The sequence below is a fragment of the Asticcacaulis sp. genome (assembly GCF_027484505.1).
In the GTDB taxonomy this organism is placed as follows: Bacteria; Pseudomonadota; Alphaproteobacteria; order Caulobacterales; family Caulobacteraceae; genus Asticcacaulis.
The window spans coordinates 83,073-104,258 of sequence record NZ_JAIXSV010000256.1; the positions used below are offsets into that span (position 1 = coordinate 83,073).

19 protein-coding genes are annotated in these 21,186 nt (G+C 60.4%); 11 read left to right on the forward strand and 8 right to left on the reverse strand.

Annotated features, from left to right (window positions below):
- Nucleotides 1-142: 142 nt before the first annotated feature.
- Nucleotides 143-2,821, reverse strand: coding sequence for a TonB-dependent receptor (locus Q0072_RS15300; RefSeq protein ID WP_298331777.1), 2,679 nt, complete (start codon nucleotides 2,819-2,821; stop codon nucleotides 143-145).
- Nucleotides 2,822-3,104: 283 nt separating this feature from the next.
- Between Q0072_RS15300 and Q0072_RS15305 the strand changes: the two genes are divergently transcribed.
- Nucleotides 3,105-4,172 (forward strand): phytase, encoded by a 1,068-nt coding sequence (locus Q0072_RS15305; RefSeq protein WP_298331780.1) that lies wholly within the window; start codon nucleotides 3,105-3,107, stop codon nucleotides 4,170-4,172.
- Between the two features lie 35 nt (nucleotides 4,173-4,207).
- On the opposite strand, the gene proC is transcribed toward Q0072_RS15305, so the two are convergent.
- From proC to Q0072_RS15320, 3 genes are all read right to left on the reverse strand, one after another.
- Nucleotides 4,208-5,008, reverse strand: a complete 801-nt coding sequence (gene proC, locus Q0072_RS15310; RefSeq protein ID WP_298331783.1) for a pyrroline-5-carboxylate reductase — start codon at nucleotides 5,006-5,008, stop codon at nucleotides 4,208-4,210.
- Between the two features lie 139 nt (nucleotides 5,009-5,147).
- Complete coding sequence (locus tag Q0072_RS15315) at nucleotides 5,148-5,681, reverse strand: YbjN domain-containing protein (protein ID WP_126419956.1); 534 nt, start codon at nucleotides 5,679-5,681, stop codon at nucleotides 5,148-5,150.
- A gap of 40 nt (nucleotides 5,682-5,721) precedes the next feature.
- Entirely contained in the window at nucleotides 5,722-5,958 is a 237-nt protein-coding gene (locus Q0072_RS15320; protein WP_013478665.1) for an accessory factor UbiK family protein, read from the reverse strand.
- Nucleotides 5,959-6,118: 160 nt separating this feature from the next.
- Here Q0072_RS15320 and lgt point away from each other — a divergent pair, with 160 nt between their 5' ends.
- The 9 genes from lgt (at nucleotide 6,119) to Q0072_RS15365 (ending at nucleotide 15,037) form a co-directional block, all read left to right on the forward strand.
- Complete coding sequence (lgt, locus tag Q0072_RS15325; RefSeq protein ID WP_298331788.1) at nucleotides 6,119-7,018, forward strand: prolipoprotein diacylglyceryl transferase; 900 nt, start codon at nucleotides 6,119-6,121, stop codon at nucleotides 7,016-7,018.
- Nucleotides 6,987-8,078: an SAM-dependent methyltransferase gene (locus tag Q0072_RS15330; protein ID WP_298331791.1), complete on the forward strand. Its 1,092-nt coding sequence runs from the start codon at nucleotides 6,987-6,989 to the stop codon at nucleotides 8,076-8,078. Before lgt ends, Q0072_RS15330 begins: the two co-directional genes overlap by 32 nt.
- A 103-nt stretch (nucleotides 8,079-8,181) precedes the next feature.
- Complete coding sequence (gene pgeF / locus Q0072_RS15335; protein ID WP_298331793.1) at nucleotides 8,182-8,958, forward strand: peptidoglycan editing factor PgeF; 777 nt, start codon at nucleotides 8,182-8,184, stop codon at nucleotides 8,956-8,958.
- Nucleotides 8,955-9,314 carry a nuclear transport factor 2 family protein gene (locus Q0072_RS15340; protein WP_298331796.1) on the forward strand — a complete coding sequence of 120 codons (360 nt, stop codon included), beginning with the start codon at nucleotides 8,955-8,957 and terminating at the stop codon, nucleotides 9,312-9,314. Before pgeF ends, Q0072_RS15340 begins: the two co-directional genes overlap by 4 nt.
- A gap of 121 nt (nucleotides 9,315-9,435) precedes the next feature.
- A complete protein-coding gene (locus Q0072_RS15345; protein WP_298331799.1) occupies nucleotides 9,436-10,371 on the forward strand; it encodes a ribose-phosphate pyrophosphokinase in 936 nt (311 codons plus the stop codon).
- Nucleotides 10,372-10,770: 399 nt separating this feature from the next.
- The gene (locus Q0072_RS15350; protein WP_298331803.1) at nucleotides 10,771-12,021 is read left to right on the forward strand and encodes a hypothetical protein; all 1,251 of its coding nucleotides are present in this window, start codon (nucleotides 10,771-10,773) and stop codon (nucleotides 12,019-12,021) included.
- A 322-nt stretch (nucleotides 12,022-12,343) separates the two neighbouring features.
- Nucleotides 12,344-12,937, forward strand: a complete 594-nt coding sequence (locus Q0072_RS15355) for a 50S ribosomal protein L25/general stress protein Ctc (protein ID WP_298331806.1) — start codon at nucleotides 12,344-12,346, stop codon at nucleotides 12,935-12,937.
- 183 nt (nucleotides 12,938-13,120) lie between these two features.
- The gene (pth, locus tag Q0072_RS15360; protein ID WP_298331808.1) at nucleotides 13,121-13,729 is read left to right on the forward strand and encodes an aminoacyl-tRNA hydrolase; all 609 of its coding nucleotides are present in this window, start codon (nucleotides 13,121-13,123) and stop codon (nucleotides 13,727-13,729) included.
- An 18-nt stretch (nucleotides 13,730-13,747) separates the two neighbouring features.
- Nucleotides 13,748-15,037, forward strand: coding sequence for a glycosyltransferase (locus Q0072_RS15365; RefSeq protein ID WP_298331810.1), 1,290 nt, complete (start codon nucleotides 13,748-13,750; stop codon nucleotides 15,035-15,037).
- 38 nt (nucleotides 15,038-15,075) lie between these two features.
- On the opposite strand, the gene Q0072_RS15370 is transcribed toward Q0072_RS15365, so the two are convergent.
- Nucleotides 15,076-16,647: a serine hydrolase gene (locus tag Q0072_RS15370; RefSeq protein WP_298331813.1), complete on the reverse strand. Its 1,572-nt coding sequence runs from the start codon at nucleotides 16,645-16,647 to the stop codon at nucleotides 15,076-15,078.
- A 141-nt stretch (nucleotides 16,648-16,788) separates the two neighbouring features.
- On the opposite strand from Q0072_RS15370, the gene ychF reads away from it, so the two are divergent.
- A complete protein-coding gene (gene ychF, locus Q0072_RS15375; protein WP_298331816.1) occupies nucleotides 16,789-17,901 on the forward strand; it encodes a redox-regulated ATPase YchF in 1,113 nt (370 codons plus the stop codon).
- 87 nt (nucleotides 17,902-17,988) lie between these two features.
- Here ychF and Q0072_RS15380 read toward each other — a convergent pair whose 3' ends face one another.
- From Q0072_RS15380 to Q0072_RS15390, 3 genes are all read right to left on the reverse strand, one after another.
- Nucleotides 17,989-18,714 carry an HD domain-containing protein gene (locus Q0072_RS15380; RefSeq protein WP_298331818.1) on the reverse strand — a complete coding sequence of 242 codons (726 nt, stop codon included), beginning with the start codon at nucleotides 18,712-18,714 and terminating at the stop codon, nucleotides 17,989-17,991.
- A gap of 291 nt (nucleotides 18,715-19,005) precedes the next feature.
- On the reverse strand, nucleotides 19,006-19,875 hold the full coding sequence (locus tag Q0072_RS15385) for a cytochrome c1 (protein WP_298331821.1): 870 nt from the start codon (nucleotides 19,873-19,875) through the stop codon (nucleotides 19,006-19,008).
- Nucleotides 19,876-19,880: 5 nt separating this feature from the next.
- Nucleotides 19,881-21,176 (reverse strand): cytochrome b N-terminal domain-containing protein, encoded by a 1,296-nt coding sequence (locus Q0072_RS15390; RefSeq protein WP_013478650.1) that lies wholly within the window; start codon nucleotides 21,174-21,176, stop codon nucleotides 19,881-19,883.
- Nucleotides 21,177-21,186 lie beyond the last annotated feature (10 nt).

Sequence of the window (21,186 nt, forward strand, 5' to 3'; positions counted from 1 at the left end):
ATTTTTAGAGGATTGCACTCTAAGGATCGGTGATGAATTACACAAAAACCGGGCGGCCGATCCAAAAAAAAACGCCGCTCCTGCCGGAGCGGCGTTTTCCGGGATCAAGGCCTTTCGGCCTCCCCCACCCTCAAAGGCTTTTTTAGTAGTTGAAGCGGAAGCCCGCGATGTAGCGCGAACCAAAGCGTTCGAACTCGATCGGATAAAGGACCGTATCCCCGTAACGCTTGGCACCGTCATTCGACAGGTTCTGACCGTCTAGGTACAGTTCAATATGCTTGTTGAGCTGATAGCGAACCGACAGATCGACTTCTTCGTCAGCATCCCAGTAGATGTCGCCGTTGCCGTTCGGAACAACCTTGCCGGCAACCAGCTTGTAATCGCCGACTTCCTGCATCGAGGCTGTACGGAACTGGTATGCCAAACGCACCGACAGGCCGTACTTTTCATAAGTAGCTTGCAGGTTATAAGCCTCATCCGAAGTGCCGGGCAGCGAAATCTTGCGCGCGGGAACACCATCCACTGCCGGCAGGGTCACTTCTGACTTGGCAAACATGGCCGTGGCGCGAACGCCGAATCCATGAGTCCAGGCCGGGAAGTTCATCTTCTCGAACAGCGGTTCGAAGCTGCCCGAATAGTAGAGTTCGAGACCGCTGAGATATCCATCACCCACATTGCGGCGGGTCACATAACTGAAATTGGCGTAGCTCTGAGTCGGAGTGTCGAGGTCCGTGCGGCCAAACGGACGCGAAGTCTTGGCCAGAACGTCCTGAATATCCTTGTAGAAGACACCGGCTGAGAAGAAGTGATTCGGCGCGTACCATTCAAAGTAGGTATCGAGGCCGGTCTGCTTTTCAGGCGTCGCGTCCGGGTTACCGCCACTGATCGATTGCTCGCTCGTATTAATGGTGAAGTTCGGGCGGGTTTCGTCAAAATCAGGACGCGAGGCCGAGGTGCTCAGGCCAACACGCACTTTCATCCGGTCATTCAGGTTCCAGTTCAGGTGAGCGCTGGGGTAGAACAGCGTTTCTTCACGCGACGTTTTGATCAGCTTGCCATTTGAGAAAGCGCTCGTGGCCAGTTCGATCTGTTCGACGCGCGAACCATAGACCAGATTACCCCAATCGAACTTCGTCGTGGCCATCAGGTAGCCCGCCGTAATGGTTTCGTTCACTTTCCAGAAGTCCGCAAGGCTACGGGTATCGGGGGTATCTATGCTCAGCCCGTTGTAAAGAGCGTAGGCCGCGTCGATGTTGGAGTAGCGGAAGGTATAGCCGAGACGTTGCTTACCCAGATAAGGACCATCCTGAACGATGTTGGCCAGACGCGCGGTCGTGCTGAGCTTACGGGCCTCGTTCCTGACGTTCGATTCTTTGATACGATCCGTGTAGAGGAAACCAAACTCAACCTTACTGTCACGGCCAAACAGGATTGCATCCTTGTCGAAATCGACCTTGGCCGTCCAGGCTTCCGTAATTTCACGGTTCTCCTGACGCGTCGCCTGACTCATCGGCATGTCGAAGTCTTCAATGTTTTGAACACGCGCGCCTACGGTACGGGCCGAAGTGGTGCCGGTCGTGCGGTACAGCTCAACAATGTTCGACGAACCACTGGTGAAATCATACCTGAACGTCGGGCGTGCCAGGAAACCTGAACCAGATGCCGAACCGTTCTGGAAGCGCAGTTCCAGAGGCACATCGGTTGTGTTATCCGTCCAAGTGTAGTTCAGGCGCCAGGACATATCGAGACCGCCACCGAACTTAGACTCACCGCCGATGGTATTGGTGGACATGCGGTCGTAATAGTTACGATAGGTGATGCGTGCCGAGATGCGACCGCCATAAACCGTATCGCTGACGGGGTTAAAGGTCGCGGCCTGCGTCGCGTAAAAGGCCGAAGACCCGTAAGCCACGCCGCTCGCCGTCGTCCCCTGATTGAGCTGAAAAATAAACTGATCGCGGTGCTCGGTATCATCAAAGGCCGTGTTGATGGTCGAGAAGAAGACTTCGTGATTGTCGTTCAGTTTGTAATCGACACGGGTCGAAAACGAATAGTTCTCGCGGGTCAGACGGTAGTGCTTATTCTTGGTTTCCTGAGCGAAACGCTTGGTCACGCTGCCGGCATCTGATACCAGATAGGGATCGGTTTCCCAGTTTTCCGTCGCCATGTCGCGCGAATAGTAGGAAGCCTGAGCCACAACGCCCAGCTTGCCGCCCATGAAGATGTTGGAATAGACGAGGCTGGAATCTTTTTCCTCGCCTTCGCCCAGTTCGACATAGCCAAGGCCCAGCTTGCCAACGATCTTCTGGCCCTTGTAGTCGAAAGCACGGCGCGTACGGATTTCAACGTTCCCGGCGACCGTGTCACCCGGCATGGACGGCACAATCGCCTTTTGGACAACGACCTGAGATGCGATGGCCGACGGGATGTTGTCGAAGCGCGACGCGCGGCCTTCCGGGGAGACCACCGACAGACCGTCAAACGACAGAGTCGTCCAGTAATTCGGCGCACCGCGCAGGTTGACGTAACGGGCCTGCCCCTGATCGCGCTCAACCGTCACACCCGGCAGTCGGCTGACCGCGAAAGCGATATTCTGATCTGGAAGATTGCCAATGGCGTCTGCGGAGATCACGCTGACAAGAGAGTCGGATTTGCGTTGAGTCTGCAAAGCCGAGGCTTCGGACTCTGCCAACGGACGGCGCGCCGTCACAACAACTTCGGTGACCTCTTCAGCGTCAGCGGCCTGAACCACGGCCGGAACAGCCACAGCGGCGAGCGGCGCGATCGCCGCCGTCATCGCGAGAAACTTCACGGTTTTCATCTCAAATCCCCAGTGATCTGGCCCGGCAAAATCTTTGCTTCAAAGCCCCTGAGGTCCGTCTAGTCAGGCTGGGCGACGGTTCGACTACAGTTCTGTGAAGCTTTTGTGACGGCGTCACAAAGGGGATACACTGTGACATTAGATGCACAGTTCAGCATATCGCATGAACGGCAGCACGCACTACTCAAATGGGGTGTTCTTTTTTATTCTCCGTGCTAAGAGCGCGAAAATCAGCACATAGGGGTGTACGCAAATGCTTTCCGGACAGACATTTAAAATTTTTATGACATCAACTCTTTTGTGTGTCGGTTCAGTGGTTTTGTCCGCCTGCGTGCACCAGGAACTGATCTCCGACTCTGCCAAGATGACGCAGGGCACGGGCACGCCGGTTCTGGCGGTAGCCGAAACCACAGCGGTCGGCACGGTCAATCTGGACTCGGCGGACGATCCCGAAATCTGGGTCGATCCGTCGGACTCCAACCGCGTGGTGATCTATGGCACCGACAAAAAGGCGGGTCTTTATAGCTACGACCTGAATGGCAAGGTAATCGACTTCCTCACCGTCGGTCCGATGAACAATGTCGATCTGCGCAACGACGCACTGGAACTGCCGGTGGTGGTCGCCGCGTCTGACCGCGTCGGCAATGGCGTGCGTTTCTTCAAGCTCGATCCGGCGACGCTGAAAACCACCGACTGGGGCTTTGCGCCGCTGGCCACCTCTGAGGCCTATGGGTTCTGCCTCGGCAAAACGATGGCGGGCGATCTGGTCGCCATTATGGTTGGTAAGAACGGCGATGTGGCTCAGGCCACGGTCGGCGTCGCCGCGGGCAAGCCGGTCCTGAGCGAAACGCGCCGCTTCAATGTCGGCACGCAATCCGAAGGCTGCGTGGTCGATGACGTCACCCAGACGCTTTATATCGCCGAAGAAAACGCCGGCATCTGGATGTACAGCCTCGATCCGGCGACGGGTTCGCAGCGTAAGGCGCTGGCCAGCCTGCCGTCGGACGTGCTCAAGGCCGATGTCGAAGGCCTGACCCTGCTGCGCGATGGCCAAAAGACCTATCTGATCGCCTCGTCGCAAGGCGACTCGGCCTTTGCCGTCTGGCGCGTCGAGGGAGCGCCCGTTTATCAGGGCCGCTTCTCGGTCTTCCCCGGCAATGGCATCGACGCCGTGACGGGGACGGATGGGGTCGCGGCCCTGGGCGGGCAGGTCGGCCCCTATGCCAAGGGTATCGTCGTGATGCAGGACGACATGGACACCGAAGGCGAAGCGCTTTCGACCACCCGTGCCCGGCAAAATTTCAAGATCGTGGACTGGAAAGAGATCGAAGCGAAACTTAGCCTCAAATAAGAAAGACGAAGCCCCGCCAACCGGCGGGGCTTTGCTTATCCGAGTTCTTTGGAGCGTTTCTGTGCGGCCAGAACCGCCGCCGTCACAAGTTCCGTGAGCCCCTGCCCCTCCTGACGCAGCACCTTCAGCGCCGCTTCGGTGGTGCCGCCGGGTGAGGCGACCTTGCGGATCAGGTCTTCGGGGTCTTCGCCCGTCTGATCCAACAGATTGGCCGCCGAAATCAGGGTGGCGCGGGCCAGCGTTTTGGCATCAGCGGCCGTCAGACCGGTTTCCAGCGCCGCCTGCTCCAACGCCGCCACAAAGGCATAGACATAGGCCGGCCCCGAACCAGACACAGCAGTCGCCGCGTCGATCAGGTCTTCGTTATCCAGCACCACCGTCGCCGCCATCGGCGAGAAAAGATTGGACGCCGCCTGTAAGGCCACGCCCTCGGCCGCATAGAGACTGGCAACGCCCTTACCGGTTGCGACGCCGGTGGTCGGCATGACGCGCGCGACTTTCAGCGGTGCAAAAACACTGCTGAGGTCTTCGGTCCGCACCCCGGCCATCACCGAAATCAGTGTCGCCTCCGGGTTGAGATTGCCGTCCAGAATCTGTGCCGCCCCGCGCCAGCTCTGCGGCTTGACGGCGATGATGACGGTGAAGGCCTCACGCCACACCTCCGGGGCCGGGTTGAGCCGCGCTCCCATCCCGGCATAGGCTTGCGCCTCTTCGCCGGGATTGAGGTCGAGAATGATCAGGTCGGACGGGGCCACGTGCCCCGCCGCGCGCATCCCCTTAAGCATGGCCGACCCCAGCGCCCCGGCCCCGATCAGCAGTATGGGTTTCGCCAGCATTGGACTTTCCTCCCTCCTCCCCTGACCAGCGGGGGAGGTGTCAGTGAGCATGAGCGAACTGACGGAGGGGGCCGCCCGGAAGCCCCCCTCCACCACTTCGTGGTCCCCCTCCCCCGCTTCGCAGGGGCGGAGAAAGGGTTTATGCCTCTCCGATCGTTTCGAACAGGCAGGCTTCCAGCGCCGCTTCGGCCGTTGGCGCGCCTTTGAACAGGAAGTCGAAGGCCGGATAGAAGCGATCCACCGCCTCAGCGGCAACATTGATCATGTGCGCCGTCTGCACCTGACCGGGGCGTTCCATCGGGCTCGACAACAGGGTGTGGCGGAAGACGATATCGGCGGGCAGACGCCCCGCTTCGCGCATCCCCTCTTCGTCCTCATAGATTTCAAAGTGGCCAAACCAGACGCGCTGATTGACCAGCGACAGTAACTGATGAATCGGCGCGACCTTTGCCGGATCGAAGCGCAGGTCGAGCGACGAACACAGTTGCAGGCACTCCCCCTCCGGACGGCAGGAGAACCACATGTCGTGCGACTTCCACAGCCCGGCCAGCGAGAACAGCACCTCGCCATCAGGCGTCCGCTCAAAGGTCAGGCCTTCGTCGGTGAGGATGGCTTCGACCAGTTCGAGCGGGTCGGAAGTCGTGTCGGTATAGTCAGCCTGAGGCAGATCCATGGTAGATACAGGTGTCCTGAGAGAGGTCCAGAGGGCGGGATTACTCGGCCTTGGATTTGAGGCTCTGGATTTCCAGCTTCAGTGCGGCGATTTCGGCCAGCATGACCTCCTTCATCGCCTCGAATTCATCGCGGCGGATGAGGTCCATATCGGCGACGAAGCGGTCGCCCTGGGCGCGGAAGGCGGCCTTGGCCTCGTCACCGGCGGCCTGAGCCAGAGACATGGCGCTGGTCGAGAGCTTGGCGAATTCGTCGAGGAAGGGGTTTTTCGACTGCATGGGAAAATCCTTGCGGATAAAGGCCCGGAAAGAGCCTCAAATGAGTTGTCACACTGTGCGCATATAGTGCGAATGGCGAATGAAAGAAAGTTTTTCACGATTCTTGCCCCCCTTCGATGATTCCTTTAGGTCATTGAATACAGTTCACAGGTTTCTGAGCATGACCCTGCCCGACATTGATCCCGTCCTTTTGCACATAGGCCCTCTCGCCCTGCGCTGGTACGCGCTGGCCTATGTCGCCGGTATCGCGCTGGGCTGGTGGTATCTGACGCGCGTGATCCGCAAGGAGTCATTGTGGGCGCCCTACCCCGCCCCCCTGTCGCGCGAAAATCTCGAAGACCTGATTATCTGGATGGCGCTCGGCATCATTCTGGGGGGGCGCATCGGCTATGTGTTGTTCTATGATCTGGCCCCCATCCTGAAAAACCCGCTGCAATTCTTCAAGGTATGGGAAGGCGGCATGTCCTTCCACGGCGGTTTTATCGGCGTCTGTATCGCGGGCGTACTTTATAGTCGGCGTCACCGTATCAATCCGTGGACACTGGGTGATCTTCTGGCCTGTGCCGCGCCGATCGGCCTGTTCTTTGGCCGCATCGCCAATTTTATCAATGGCGAACTGTGGGGTCGCACCACCGACGGGCCCTGGGGCATGGTTTTCTGTAACAAATTTATCCTTCAGCAATACGGCGGCGTCTGCCCGGCCGGTTATCTGCCGCGCCACCCCAGCCAGCTTTATGAGGCCGTGCTGGAAGGCATCGTGCTGTTTATCGTCGGCTATCTGCTCGTCCACGTCTGGCGCAAACTGCGTCAGCCCGGCCTGATCATGGGCGTGTTCATTGCGGGATACGGCCTTGCCCGCGTGCTGGTTGAATTTGTGCGCGAGCCCGACGCTCAGATGCTGCCCTTCTTCAAGCACGTCATCACCATGGGGCAGACCCTGTCGCTGCTGATGATCATGGGCGGCGGCATTGCCATCTGGCTGGCCCTGCGCGGCAAAACCCTGCCTGCCGGGTTTACGGCGACGACGAATGAGACGAAAGCGCCTGATGGCCTCGCTTAAGACCCGCCTGATCGAGCAAATAAAGCTCGAAGGCCCGCTGACCATTGCCGACTATATGTGGGCCTGCCTGTTCGACCCGCAGGAAGGCTATTATGCCACGCGCCCGGCTCTGGGCGAAGCGGGCGACTTTATCACGGCCCCGCTGGTGTCGCAGATGTTCGGCGAACGTCTCGCCCTGTGGGCCATGCAGGCGTGGCAGGATCTGGGTGCGCCCGCGAAGATTCGCGTCCTTGAAATCGGCCCCGGTGACGGCACGCTGATGAGCGATCTTCTGCGCACTTTCCGCGCCCTGCCCGCCTTTGCGCAGGCCGTTGAGATCGGTCTGATCGAACCCTCGCAGCCGCTGCGTGCTGTGCAAACGGCCAGGCTAGGAGGGGTGCGCCATTACGACAGCCTCGACCACGTGCCGACCGATGCGCCCTTGCTCATCATCGCCAATGAGGTGCTCGACTGTCTGCCGGCGCGGCAGTTTCAACTGACGCCCGACGGCTGGTTTGAGCGCTGCGTGGGTTTGCATGAGGGCGAACTGGTCATCGGCCTCGTCCCCGCGCCTGATGATTTCACCGCCCCCTTCGCCGCCGAAACCGGTCAGGTCTGCGAAGTCTCTCTGGCACAAAACCGCCTGATCGAGGCCGTCGGCGCGCTGATCCACGAGGCGACGGGTGCGGCGCTGTTTATCGACTACGGCCGCGACCGCCCCGAACCCGGCGATACACTTCAGGCCCTCTATCGCCACGAAAAGACCGATCCGCTGGCCGAACCCGGCGCGCACGACCTGACCCAGTGGGCCGATTTTCCGTCGCTGGCGATTACGGCGCTGAACATGGGGCTGGGGGTTAGCCAGATCACACCGCAGGGCGTTTTCCTGCAACGTCTCGGCATCATCGAGCGCTTCGATGAACTGCGCGCGAAAAACCCTGAGGAAACCGACCGGCTGGCGCGGCAGGTCCATCGCCTGATCGCGTCAGAGGAGATGGGCGAGTTGTTTAAGGTGCTGGCCCTCAGTTACCCCCGCGACCTGCCGCTGGCAGGCCTTGCACCGATCGAGATCGGGGCCTAGTACAGCTTAGCCTTCATACCTCCCCAGTTTACTGGGGAGGGGGACCGCACGAAGCGAAGCTGAGATGCGGTGGTGGGGGGCTCTTAATTTCACAGGCGCTACAATGACCCTGCCCCGAATCCTGCACCCACTCCTCGACCTGCCGAACATCCAGCACGGCTTTTTCACGCGGCTCGGCGGCGTCTCGCCCTTTCCTTACGAGTCGCTGAATGTCGGGCAGGGCTCCAAGGACACGCGCGACAATATCCTTGAAAACCGCCGCCGCGTCGCCGCCAGCTTTGGCCAGCCCGAAGCGCGTCTGCTCAACTGTTATCAGGTGCATTCCAAAATCGCCGTGACGGTCGATGGCCCGTGGCCCACCGAAGACCGTCCGGAGGCCGATGGCCTGGTCACCACCGCCCCCGGCCTGATTCTGGGGGCTTTGTCAGCCGATTGTGCCCCCATCCTGTGGGCCGATCCGGTCAATGGCGTCGTCGGGGCCTGTCACGCGGGCTGGAAGGGTGCGCTGGGGGGCATGATCGAGGCCGAATACGCGGCGCTTCTGGCCAAGGGGGCCGAGGCCCGGCACCTTAGGGCCGTCATCGGCCCGTGCATAGCGCAGGCCTCTTATGAAGTTTCAGCTGACTACGAAGAAACCTTCTGCGCGCAGGATGCCGAAAGCGGCGCCTGCTTTATTCCCGGCAAGGCCGCCGACAAGCGCTATTTCGACCTGCCCGGCTTCTGCCTGATGCGACTGAAGCGGCTGGGCCTGACGCAGGTCGCGACCACGGGCCACGACACCTGCGCCGAAGAGGCCCTGTTCCATTCCAACCGCCGCGGCTTCCTGCGGCAGGAGCCAGACTATGGCCGCCTGATCAGCGCCATCATGCTGCGCCCATGACACGCTCAGCGGAAGACATCGTCAAAGGGCAGCTCGACGCCTATAATGCGAAGGACGTGAACAGGTTTTTGTCCTTTTGGGCCGAAGATGCCGAAATCTACGCCCATCCACAGACCCTGCTGGCCAAGGGACATAGGGCTATTGGTGATCGCCACCTGATCCGCTTTCAGGAACCGGACCTTTACGCCCATCTCATCAGCCGCAGCGTGATCGGCACCTTCGTTATCGACACCGAATCCGTCACCCGCAATTTTCCGGAGGGTATGCGGCGTGTCGATGTGGTCGGCATCTACGAAATCGAGGGTGAAACGATTAAGCGCGCATGGTTCATCATGGGCACGCCAAGAGAGCCGTAAATCCAGCGAGAATTTTAAGGATTTGCGACGAATCGGGCTTGCCCCAAAGATCGCACCTGTTAAAAGCCGCCGCATGTAAAACACGCACGTGTTTCCCACCCTGCCGCCCCACAGGTTCCCCATGAAATTGCTATCGGCCAATTCCAACCGACTGCTGGCTCAGGCCATCGGCGACTATCTCGACATGCCCCTGACCAAGGCCCGCATCGAACGGTTCGCCGACAAGGAAATCTTCGTCACCATCGACGAAAACGTGCGCGGTGAGGATGTATTTGTCATTCAGTCCACCAGCTATCCGGCCAATGACAACCTGATGGAACTGCTGATCTGCATCGATGCCCTGACGCGGGCTTCGGCCAAGCGCATCACTGCCGTCATCCCCTATTTCGGCTATGCCCGTCAGGACCGTAAGACCGGCGGACGCACCCCGATTTCGGCCAAGTTGGTGGCCAATCTGATCGTGCGCGCCGGGGCGCACCGCGTCCTGACCATGGACCTGCACGCCGGTCAGATTCAGGGCTTTTTCGACATCCCGACCGACAACCTTGTGGCCATCCCCTTCATGGCCAAGGACATCAAGGCCAACTACACCAACGCCCATGAAATCATGGTGGTGTCGCCGGACGTCGGCGGCGTGGTGCGCGCCCGCGCGTTGGCGGATCGTCTGGGCGGTGATCTGGCCATCGTGGACAAGCGCCGTCCGCGCGCTGGCGAATCCGAAGTGATGAACATCATCGGGGACGTGACCGGCCGCAACTGCATCCTGTTCGACGATATCGTCGATTCCGGCGGCACGCTGGTCAACGCCGCCAAGGCGCTAATTGATCGCGGTGCCACCTCGGTCTCCGCCTATATCAGCCACGGCGTGCTGTCGGGCAAGGCGATGGAGCGCGTGGAGACTTCGGTGCTCAAAGAACTGGTAATCACCGACTCGATCGAAGCGCCGGAGCATGTCCGTAACCACCCCAAGGTGCGTATCGTCGGCGTCGCTCCGCTGATCGGCGAGGCGATCCGCCGCATCGCCAACGAAGAGTCTGTTTCCAAACTCTTTGACTAAGCTCCCGACCAAAAGGCATCCTTCCGGATGCCTCTTTTATTTTCCATTAGGCCAATATTAACCGTGAGGAGGGCCACACCTCTCACGGAAATGTTATTTTCGTTTCGGCGCGACTCAGGGGCCGCCGCGAGCGAAAAAGCCATATTTTTGGCGCTTTTATGAGGACTTCTGCTGGCAGTTGAATTATTCCTGACAGCCTTGTGATCGGCCGTTTTGCCAGTATCATGCCCTCGCCGTCCGGTGGGAAATGCCGCCCGCTCAGAGTACCTGACATAAGAAACAGATGCGGAAGCTTGGCCGCACGACTTTCTGTTTGTCTGCGCCCTGGGGTTTGCGCCCCGTCAACCGACGTCTCGTATATTGCCCGCCGTTCCGGGCATCCGTATTGGGGAGTTTAGTATGAAATTCACGACCGGAACCGGCCGCAGGCCGCTCTTCTTGGCCGTCACCGCGTCGATTATGGCCCTTAGCCTGGCCGCCTGTCAGACCGACGCGCCACCGCCCGCACCTCCCCCGCCGCCACCCGCGCCTGCTGGGCCGCCCGTGTCGCTGGCTCCGGCCATTTCCGATGCCGCCTCGGTCTATGTCACTTATGTCGAACAGGCGCGTGGCATGAGCCCGGATTTCAACGACGCCTCTATGGTGCAGGCCAAGCTGAGCCAGGGCGCTTCCTATGAGCCGAAGCAACTGGCGCGCGGGGCTATCGCCTATGCCGCCATCGTCGCCATGCAGGAACCGGCCTTCCGCTCGCAACTGCGCGCCTATGCCTCCGACGACGCGGCGCGTCAGGAACTGGTGAACAAGCTGTTCAGCAATCCAGCCTACGCGGCGGGCATCCCCGGTGCCAATATCGCCGCCCGTCGCGTTATCCTGGCCCTGTCTTCGGACGGCGAAATGCTCTACGCCAAGGGTACGGCGATGAAGCAAGCCGCCTATTCGATCCAGAAACAGGCCTGGTCCAAGGGCGTGCTGAGCGATCCGGCGGGCCGTCTGGCCGCCACCAAGCTGTCGTCCTCGACCAGCCGTGGCGTCGCCAGCGATGAAAGCGCTCGACTGCTGACCGCAGCCCTGACCGGTAAGGGCCTGACTACGCGCGCCAGCACGGGCACGGCGACCGCCGAAGCCGCCGCCTATAACGCGACCGCAGCGACCAGCACCCCGGCTCAGCCGCTCAGCACTACGGGCACCACCCCGGTGTCCTTCGATCAGGAAACCCTGTTCAACACGCCCTATACCTATGGCGTGAATCGGGCGCTCGCCATCGCTGCCATCTCCATTCTGGGTGAAGGGACCGGCCCCAACGAAGCCGCCGTCGTGGCCCTGCTGAACGAGCAGCAGTCGCCGCGCTGCCTCGGCGAATCAAAGCTGAATCTTAATCAGTGTCTGGCCGCCTCGCGCTTCCACTTTGATGATGTGTTCTGCGTTGGGCAGCACATCATGATGGATACGGGTAACTGCATCGGCGAACTGTCTTCGAACGCGCTCAACCTGTCGCCGGACCGCGAGGTCAAGCTGCGGGCCGACGGCACCGAAGAGTTGAGGTACGCCAACGCCAAGCCGTACATCAAGCCAGAACCGGTCAAGAAAACGTCGTCCAAGAAGACTTCGACGAAAAAGACCACCGCGCCGGCCAAGAAGAAGACGTCCTGACCGGACAGGGGGGAGGCAACTTCCCCTGTGCCATCTGCTGTTATATTGAAAATCCTCCAAGGGCTTACCTCGACGCCCGTGGGGGATTTTCGGCTTTATGAGGGTTACCGTCTGAAAAACCCGGCCTTGAGCAGGAAAAAGCCGATTTTTCCGCTTTCTGACCAGTTGCGTATCGGGACGTTAGCGTGTATCTACGCGCCCTCTTGAGATTTTCGGGGTCTCCCCACGCCGTGTCCATTGTGTTGCCCGCGCCTCCCTTACGGAGGTTTCAGAGGGCGGGCATTGAAACTGACGCGGCGCATTTTGTTTGAGGAACAGGCTAATGGCCGATATCGTACTAGACGTTGAAATCCGTGAGCGCACCGGCACCGGCGGCGCCCGCGCCACCCGCAATGAAGGCAAGGTTCCGGGCATCCTGTACGGTGGTGACAAGGCTCCGGTGGCTATCGCCGTGAAGCTCAACGAATTCCGCAAGGCGCTCTACACGGGCAAGCTGGCCGGTCACCTCGTCACGCTGAAGTACGGCGAAGAAACCCAGAAGGTCATCGCTAAGGCGATCGACTTCCATCCGGTCACCGATGTGCCGGTTCACTTCGACCTGTATCGCGTCGATGAAACCCAGACCATCAAGATCAACGTGCCGGTTCACTTTAAGAACCACGAAGCCTCGCCAGGCATGAAAAAGGGCGGCGCCCTGACCGTGGCCTTCCACGAGCTGGAAATCCAAGTTCCCGCCGGTCACATCCCGGAAGACGTCGTGGTTGACCTGTCGGGTCTCGACATCGGCGCTTCGGTGCATGTCGGCGATCTGAACCTCCCGTCGGACGTCACCACCGTTCAGGGCAAGGACGTCGTGATCGCTTCGATCACCGCCTCGGCCGCTGAAAAGAGCGAAGAAGCTTCCGCCGAAGCCTGATAAGGGCTTTTACACGGAATAGGATAAAGCCCTGTCCTTACCCTAAGGACAGGGCTTATTTCTGTGTGCAACCCGACGATTCCGCTCCGGGTCTGTGCATTTCGGCATGTTCGTTCTGCCATTTTTTTGATTAGATCACCGTTCATTGAGTACGGAATCGATTTGAGCTGATCGGAGCCCGCCTTGTTTCTTGTCGTTGGTCTTGGCAATCCAGGTACGCAATATGCGAAGAACCGGCACAATATCGGCTTCATGTTTATTGATCGCCTGATCGACGGGCCCAGCTTCGGTCCGGTGCGCAAAAAATTTCAGTCCGAAGTCTCCGAAGGGAGCGTGGATACGCCCAAGGGACCTGCGAAAATACTGGCCATGAAGCCGCAAACCTTCATGAACCTGTCCGGCAATGCGGTTCTGGAAGCGGCGACCTTCTACAAGATCAAGCCTGACCATATCCTTGTATTTCATGATGAACTGGATCTGGCTCCGGGGCGCTTCCGGCTGAAAATGGGCGGTGGCCATGCGGGCCATAATGGTTTACGCTCCATTATGGGACATCTGGGGCCGAACTTTGTGCGCGGGCGCATGGGGATCGGGCACCCCGGACAAAAGGAACTGGTACATAGCTGGGTCTTATCGGACTTCTACAAGGCCGAGGACTGGGTTGAGCGTTTGTGCGACGCCTGCGTCAAGGCGCTACCTCTGGCGCTCTTGGGGGAAAGTGAAAAATACATGACCGAAGTGATGCGTTTGAGCCCGGCTCCGAAATTCGATCCTAAAAAAGTCGTTCAGTAGGATTCAAAAGGTTAGACGATGCCGACCGCGCCTCAAATCGTTCTGACGACCTTTGGTTCGCTGGGGGATCTGCATCCCTTCATGGCGTTGGGCCTTGCGCTGAAACGTCGTGGGGTCAGCGTCGTGCTGGCCTCTCACCCCGATTATGAAGGTAAGGTCGAAGCCGCCGGGTTGAAATTCCTCGCCTGTGGCCCCAGCATGGAAACCTATCGCCAGAATCTGGGCATCGACGCCGCGCAGATCATCCGCCACTTCTCACAGGACCACGGCTTCATGCTGAAGCACCTCGTGGCCCCCTATATAGAACAGGGCCTGTCCGAGCTTCGCCCCATTGTGCGGCAGGCCGATCTGGTCGTCTCCTCCTCCTACGCCTATACGGCGCATCTGGCGGCGCGCCTCGAAGGCCGGCCCTTCTCTACCGTTGCCCTGCAACCGGCCGTCATGCTGTCGGCCTATGATCCGCCCAAGCTGAAGGACGCGCCTCTGGTGCTGTCGCCGCGCACCGAGCTGGGCCGGCAATATAACCGCGCCATCTTCTGGATCGGCGAAAAGAAGCTGTCGGGCTGCCTCGCCCCTATCCGCGCCATCTATGCCAAGTACGGCGTAAATATGGAAATCAGCCTGGGCGGCGTGCAGTCGGATCAGATGACGCTGGGCCTCTATTCGCCCCTCATCGGCGACGTAGCCCCGGACTTTCCGCCGCATACCGAGATCGTCGGCTTCCCCTTCTTCGATTCCGAAGACGGCCGCCGCAGCGAACTGCCGCCGCAGCTGGAGGCCTTCCTGTCTGCCGGTCAGGCCCCGCTGGTCTTCAGTCTGGGGTCCACGGCGGTCTATGACGGTGAAGACTTCTACCGCACCGCTGTCAAGGCGGCGAAGGCGCTGCGTCAGCGCGCCGTGCTGCTGGTCGGCGGGCAAAGCCCGCTGCTCAATGACGACTTTGGGCCGGATATTCTCTGCGTCCCCTACGCGCCGCACTCGCTGCTGATGCCGCGCGCGCGTGTCAATATTCACCACGGTGGCATAGGCTCCACGGCTCAGGCCCTGCGCGCCGGGCGTCCGCAACTGGTTACGCCGGTCTTTGGCGATCAGTTCGACAATGGCCGCCGTATCGAGCGTCTGGGGGCCGGCCTGTCGATCACCTTCGACCGTTGGCACAAACATTCGGCCATTCGTCTGCTGGATCGTCTGCTGTCTGACCCAAGCTTTCCCCATAAGGCCGAAGCCGCTTCCGCCGTTGTGTCGCAGGAAGACGGGGCCGAACGCGCTGCCGAGCGCCTGATGCAAAGCCTGCCGGTGACGGTTTAAGACGAAGGGGGCACGGCCCCCTTCGCCCCGTGACCCGCCTATACCTTTCGCAGATCGAGGTCCTGATAGTCGAAGCTGAAATCGGCCAACGGTGAATAGGCCACCAGCTTCATACCCACGACCTGACCGTCCTTCATCTCGAACGTGACCACAGCGTCCTCGCCCCAGCCGATCGGGAAGCGCGTGCGGAAAACGTCCGGTCCGAACACCTCCAGCGGCCCTTTCAGGCGCGGCGTGCGGGTGAAATCCAGCATCAGACGCGCCGTCTTACCCTTTCCACTCACCGCCACCGTCACGTCGCCATACCACGCATCCCGATAGGTGCCCGCATAGGCCGAAAGCGGCAGTGACGGCCCGCCCGGTTGCGCCTTGGGTGCATCGGCCAGCGCCTTGTCGGCTGCCTTGGTCGTGCCTTCGGCCGCCGCCTTGAGCCAGTCAAAGGTCGGCGCGCCAATGAGCAGGTCGAGAATGGCGTTGCGAATCTGCCCGCTCGCCCCGTCCTCGACATTGGTATAGACGGCGACCGCTATGCCCTTTTCCGGCAACAGGGCCTGCTGCGTCACCTGCCCGACCAGCCCGCCGGAGTGCGACACCAGACGCAAGCCGCGATAATCCTGAATGAACCAGCCCAGACCATAGGTGCGGAACAGCGCCGCGGTCGGCATTTCCGGCGTCGGCCCCGCTCCGGCCCCGACCATCGTGTTGGGCTTCCACATTTCGCGCGACGAGGCCTCGGAAAACAGCCGCTGACCATTGGGCATCACGCCCTTTTTCAGTTGCGTATGCAGCCACGGCAATATGCCCGTCACGCTGGTGACCAGCCCGGCCGCCGGTGAAAAGGACAGCGTCTCTTCGGGCAAGACCACCTTATAGTCGCCCATACCGCGCAGCGGGCCGGTCAGACGCGCGTGCCGCCCGGCCACGTTGTTCCCCGTCACATTGGGCCAGCCCAGCACCGTATCGGCCATGCCCAGCGGCGTCAGCAGACGCTCAGTCACAAAGCGCTCATAGGTCTGGCCCGACACCCGCTCGATGACCAGACCGGCGATGGTGAACATGACATTGTTATAGGCATAGCCGGACCGGAACGGATATTGCGGTTTGAGGAACTGTACGCCCTTAAGCTGATCCTCGCGCGTATGGTCCGACTCCGGGAACAGCATCAGGTCGCCCTGCCCCAGACCCAGACCCGCCCTGTGCGACAGCAGATCCCGCACCGTCACCAGTGGCGTCAGGGTCGCATCGTACATTTTAAACTCAGGGATATAACGCACGACCGGCGCGTCCCATTCGACCTTTTTCTCTTCGACCAGCAGGGCCAGAGCCGCCGCCGTAAAGGCCTTGGTATTGGAGGCGACGCCGAACTGCGTATGCTCATCGACCTTGTCCGGCTTACCCAGCGTGCGGACGCCATAGCCCTTCACATAGTCAGGCTGACCGGGCCGGATGACCGCCACGGCGACACCCGGCAGAGCGAACTTCGCCATAAAGGCTTCGACAATGGCGTCGATCTGCGCGGTATCAGACGTCTGCGCAAAGGCCGGCAGGGCCGCCGCCGCGGCAAGGCCTGCGCTAAGGGTAAGAAACGAACGGCGGTCGGTGCGCAGCATGGTCATATCCTTGCAATAGATACCTTACCCTATCGCGCCCGCTTTTGATTACGCAAGCATATCCGTTTCTAAAACACTGGCCTTGCCGGGGAAAATGCGTTAGGCAGCGGGCCAATTTCTCTCTTCTCCGCTTGGAATCCCATGGCCCTGAAAGTCGCAATCGTCGGTCTGCCCAATGTCGGCAAGTCCACCCTGTTCAACGCCCTGACCCAGATCGCTTCGGCCCAGGCTGCCAACTACCCCTTCTGCACCATCGAGCCGAACACCGGCGAAGTGGCCGTGCCGGAACCGCGCCTTGAGGTGCTGGCCAAAATCGTTGGCTCGAAGGAAATCATCCCCGCCCGCATCAACTTCGTCGATATTGCCGGTCTGGTGCGCGGCGCGTCGAAGGGCGAAGGCCTCGGCAACCAGTTCCTCGCCAATATCCGCGACTGCGACGCCATTGCCTTTGTGGCGCGCTGCTTCGTCGATACGGACATCACCCACGTTGAAGGCCGCATCGACCCGCTGGCCGATCTGGAAATCATCGAAACCGAGCTGATGATCGCCGATCTGGAATCGCTGGAAAAGCGCCTGCCGCAGCTCGAAAAGCGCGCCAAGTCGGGTGGCGACAAGGACGCGGCCCTCACCGTATCGCTGATCAACGCGGCTCTGGCCGAACTGCGCGACGGCCGCCCGGCCCGCGTCGCCTACGAAAAGGGCAAGATCAGCAAGGAAGACACCAAGGCGTGGGAGATGCTGCAACTGCTGACCTCCAAGCCCGCCCTGTACGTCTGTAACGTCGATGAGGCCTCGGCTTCGACGGGCAACGATCTGTCGGAAATCGTCTCCAAACGCGCCGCCGCCGATCACGCCAAGTCGGTGGTCATTTCGGCACAAATCGAGTCGGAAATCGCACTGCTCGATGCTGATGAGCGTCAGGAGTTTCTGGAAACCCTTGGCCTTGAGGAGCCGGGCCTCAACCGCCTGATCCGCGAAGCCTATTCCCTGCTGGGCCTGCAATCCTACTTCACCGTCGGCCCCAAGGAAGCGCGCGCCTGGACCATCCATGTCGGCGATACCGCGCCGCAGGCCGCCGGCGTCATTCATACGGACTTTGAAAAGGGCTTCATCCGCGCCGAAACCATCGCCTATGAGGACTTCGTGAAGTTCAACGGCGAAGCGGGCGCCAAGGAAAACGGCAAATTCCGTCAGGAAGGCAAGGAATACATCGTCAAGGACGGCGATGTGATGAACTTCCGCTTTAATGTGTAGCAGGGGCACGGCCCCTGCACCCGTTACGGGGAGCAGATGGAGACGTCTCGCTGAAGTATCGGGGTTTGGGGCCTGCGGCCCCAAGCCTTAGATTTCTTCGTGAAGATACTCAATAAACGCCTTCATGCGGGCGTGACGCAGGTCGGCCATATCCCGGCCCGCGGCGGTCTGAAACCCGGATTTCAGCTTGAACAGCTTGGTTTCAAAGTGGTCCAGCGCGAAGCTAAGGTCGTCCAGTTCGCGTTCTTCGGCCTTCGGGTCAAACGGATCGTAAAGCGCGCTGTTCATGCGCCCGGCCGTGTAGAAGCAGCGTGCGATGCCGACAAAGCCGATGGCGTCCAGACGGTCGGCGTCCTGCACGATCTTGGCTTCCAGCGTTTCTGGCGCGACATTGGCACTGAACGAATGGGTCAGGATGGCGTGGGTCGTCGCCTCGATGCGCGCGGGTTCCCATCCCAGAGCCACCAGTATCTCGCCCGCCTTTTCCGCAGAGAGGCGCGAGGCTTCGGCGCGCAGCGGGGAGTTTTTCTCGACCTGAACGCAATCGTGCAACAGGACCGCAGCCGCCACGATTTCAGCATTGCCGCTTTCGGCGGCACGGAGGGTCATGGCGACCTTGAATACGCGCTGAAGGTGGGAGACGTCGTGCGAACCGTCATCACTGCTGCCCAGAACGTGCGGGAGCAGGGCTTCGGCCAGAGTCTCATGCGGCGCAAAGGACGGAGCCAGACGCGCGGCCATCATCTTTTGCAGGGCCTGCGCATCGGGAAACCGGCTGGTGCCTTTGGAAACGGGTTGGGTCTGACAATCCATGGACGACTCGATACTGTCCCCTGCCTCAGTCTGATCTGTAGCACGTGATCACGAACCGATGTGCCCTTTTACACCCGTCAAGCGATCACTTTTTGAAGCCACCAACAGAAAAAGCCCCCGGCGAACCGAGGGCTTTGAAAATGCGCGACTAATCGCCTTGCATGGCTCGCTGCGAGGCGGCGAGAAGACTTGGCTTTCAAGCCCCGGAGCGCAGCGTACATACAGTACGTGAGCACCGGAAGCTTGAAAGGCGGGGCTTAGCAGCCCCTCGCAGTAGAGCCAGGCTGGCGATTAGTGTTTGCCGTGCCAAAGCTTGCGGTAGGCCGCATACGTCACGCCGGCGAACAGCAGGAGATAGATCAGCACGCCCACACCCGTCTTCTTGCGCAGCGTGGCGTGCGGATCACCGGCCCATTCCAGAAAGGCGGCGACGTCGGCAGCCATCTGGTGCGTGGTGGCCTTGGTGCCGTCGTCATAGGTGACCAGATCGTCCTTCAGCGGCGGGGCCATGGCCAACACGCCACCGGGAGGAACGTGCTTGGGATCGCCCTTCCAGGCGCTGTGCAGATCACCCGCCATATAGGGGTTATAGTGCTGCCCCTCATTTACGGTCAGACCCTTCGGAGTCCCCACGTATCCCGTCAGCAGCGAATAGACGTAACGGGCACCGCCATGGCGGGCCTTGGTGATCACCGACAAATCGGGCGGGATGGCCCCACCGTTGGACGCGGCTGCGGCATAGGTGTTGGCGAACTTGGCCGGAAAGTGATCAGAAGGTGTCGCCGGACGGGTGATGGCGTCACCTGTATCCGTGTCAACATCCGGCACCTCAAATTCCGACGCGATTTGCTTGACGATCGGATTGTCGTTCGGGTTCTTGTACTTCTCGTCGTAGAAGGGGCCACCCTTCTGACCGAGGTTGCGGAACGACATCAGGGTCGCCGAGTGGCAGTTGGAGCAGACTTCGCGGAACACCTTATAGCCGCGCTGGAGCTGGCCCTGATCGAAGGTGCCGAACGGCCCCTCGAAGCTGAAGCCTTCCTTCGGCGCGTGCGGATGTTTGGCCCCACCGGCCGCAAAGGCCGGTGCCGACAGAGCGAGGGTGGCGGCGATGGCGGCCAGTCCCAGAGCCTTAAGACCTTTTGTCATGATAGCGGACATGTGACTTAAGCCCCCTTCTTCTTCGCGTGTTCGGCGAGGATAGCCTCGCTGATGGATGCCGGAACCGGCAGCGGATCTTCCTTCAGGCCGACCCACGGCATGATGAGCAGGAAGAATGCGAAGTAGTAGAGCGTCAGAGCGCGCGTCAGCCACAGGTAAGAGTTAAACTCACCGTCCAGCAGGGTGAAGCTGGGCAGACCCGGCACCACAGGGGCGTCCGGAAGCTGCGCCCCGCACCAGCCGAGACCAAGGCAGACCACAACGAAGATCACGAAGAACCAGCGCATCACCGGGCGGTAACGCATGGAGCGCACCTTGGACGTATCGAGCCACGGCAGAACGAACAGCACGGCAATGGCACCGAACATCGCTATCACGCCGCCGAACTTGTCCGGGATAGCGCGCAGGATGGCGTAGAAGGGCAGCAGATACCATTCCGGCACGATATGCGCCGGGGTCACCAGCGGGTTGGCCGGGATATAGTTATCGGCATGGCCCAAGGCGTTCGGCATGAAGAAGACGAAGATCGAGAAGAGGATCAGGAAGAAGATGATCCCGAGACCGTCCTTCACCGTCGCATAGGGCGTGAAGGGCACGGTGTCTTCCTTCGACTTGATATCCACGCCCGCCGGATTGTTCTGACCCACAACGTGCAGCGCCCAGATGTGCAGGATAACCACACCGGCAATCACGAAGGGCAGCAGATAGTGCAGCGAGAAGAAGCGGTTAAGCGTCGCCTGATCCACCGCAAAGCCGCCTTGCAACCAGGTCAGGATCGGGCCGCCGATGACGGGAATCGAACCGATCAGGTTGGTGATAACGACGGCGCCGTGGAAGGACATCTGCCCCCAGGGGAGGACGTAGCCCATAAAGGCCGTCGCGATCATCAGGAAGAAGATCAGGCAGCCCAAAATCCACAGAACTTCGCGCGGGGCCTTGTACGATCCGTAATAAAGACCGCGGAACATGTGAACGAAGACGGCGAAGAAGAACATCGACGCGCCGTTGGCGTGCACATAGCGGATCAGCCAGCCGTAATTCACGTCGCGCATGATGCGCTCGACGGAATTAAAGGCCAGATCGATATGCGCCGTGTAGTGCATGGCCAGAATGATGCCAGTCACGATCTGGATCATCAGGCAGACGGACAGAATACCGCCGAAGGTCCACCAATAGTTCAGGTTGCGCGGCGTCGGATAATCGACAAACGAATCATAGGCGAGTCGAACGATCGGCAGTCGCTGGTCGAGCCACTTCTCGACGCCGGTCTTCGGCTCATAGGTTGACGGATGGTCGCTCATGATGCCCCTC

Excerpts from the sequence above, each read along its gene's own strand:
- Q0072_RS15300 (WP_298331777.1), bottom strand. The coding sequence starts at position 2,821 with ATGAAAACCGTGAAGTTTCTCGCGATGACGGCGGCGATCGCGCCGCTC.
- Q0072_RS15305 (WP_298331780.1), top strand. The coding sequence starts at position 3,105 with ATGACATCAACTCTTTTGTGTGTCGGTTCAGTGGTTTTGTCCGCCTGC.
- proC (WP_298331783.1), bottom strand. The coding sequence starts at position 5,008 with ATGCTGGCGAAACCCATACTGCTGATCGGGGCCGGGGCGCTGGGGTCG.
- Q0072_RS15315 (WP_126419956.1), bottom strand. The coding sequence starts at position 5,681 with ATGGATCTGCCTCAGGCTGACTATACCGACACGACTTCCGACCCGCTC.
- Q0072_RS15320 (WP_013478665.1), bottom strand. The coding sequence starts at position 5,958 with ATGCAGTCGAAAAACCCCTTCCTCGACGAATTCGCCAAGCTCTCGACC.
- lgt (WP_298331788.1), top strand. The coding sequence starts at position 6,119 with ATGACCCTGCCCGACATTGATCCCGTCCTTTTGCACATAGGCCCTCTC.
- Q0072_RS15330 (WP_298331791.1), top strand. The coding sequence starts at position 6,987 with ATGAGACGAAAGCGCCTGATGGCCTCGCTTAAGACCCGCCTGATCGAG.
- pgeF (WP_298331793.1), top strand. The coding sequence starts at position 8,182 with ATGACCCTGCCCCGAATCCTGCACCCACTCCTCGACCTGCCGAACATC.
- Q0072_RS15340 (WP_298331796.1), top strand. The coding sequence starts at position 8,955 with ATGACACGCTCAGCGGAAGACATCGTCAAAGGGCAGCTCGACGCCTAT.
- Q0072_RS15345 (WP_298331799.1), top strand. The coding sequence starts at position 9,436 with ATGAAATTGCTATCGGCCAATTCCAACCGACTGCTGGCTCAGGCCATC.
- Q0072_RS15350 (WP_298331803.1), top strand. The coding sequence starts at position 10,771 with ATGAAATTCACGACCGGAACCGGCCGCAGGCCGCTCTTCTTGGCCGTC.
- Q0072_RS15355 (WP_298331806.1), top strand. The coding sequence starts at position 12,344 with ATGGCCGATATCGTACTAGACGTTGAAATCCGTGAGCGCACCGGCACC.
- Q0072_RS15365 (WP_298331810.1), top strand. The coding sequence starts at position 13,748 with ATGCCGACCGCGCCTCAAATCGTTCTGACGACCTTTGGTTCGCTGGGG.
- Q0072_RS15370 (WP_298331813.1), bottom strand. The coding sequence starts at position 16,647 with ATGCTGCGCACCGACCGCCGTTCGTTTCTTACCCTTAGCGCAGGCCTT.
- ychF (WP_298331816.1), top strand. The coding sequence starts at position 16,789 with ATGGCCCTGAAAGTCGCAATCGTCGGTCTGCCCAATGTCGGCAAGTCC.
- Q0072_RS15380 (WP_298331818.1), bottom strand. The coding sequence starts at position 18,714 with ATGGATTGTCAGACCCAACCCGTTTCCAAAGGCACCAGCCGGTTTCCC.
- Q0072_RS15385 (WP_298331821.1), bottom strand. The coding sequence starts at position 19,875 with ATGTCCGCTATCATGACAAAAGGTCTTAAGGCTCTGGGACTGGCCGCC.
- Q0072_RS15390 (WP_013478650.1), bottom strand. The coding sequence starts at position 21,176 with ATGAGCGACCATCCGTCAACCTATGAGCCGAAGACCGGCGTCGAGAAG.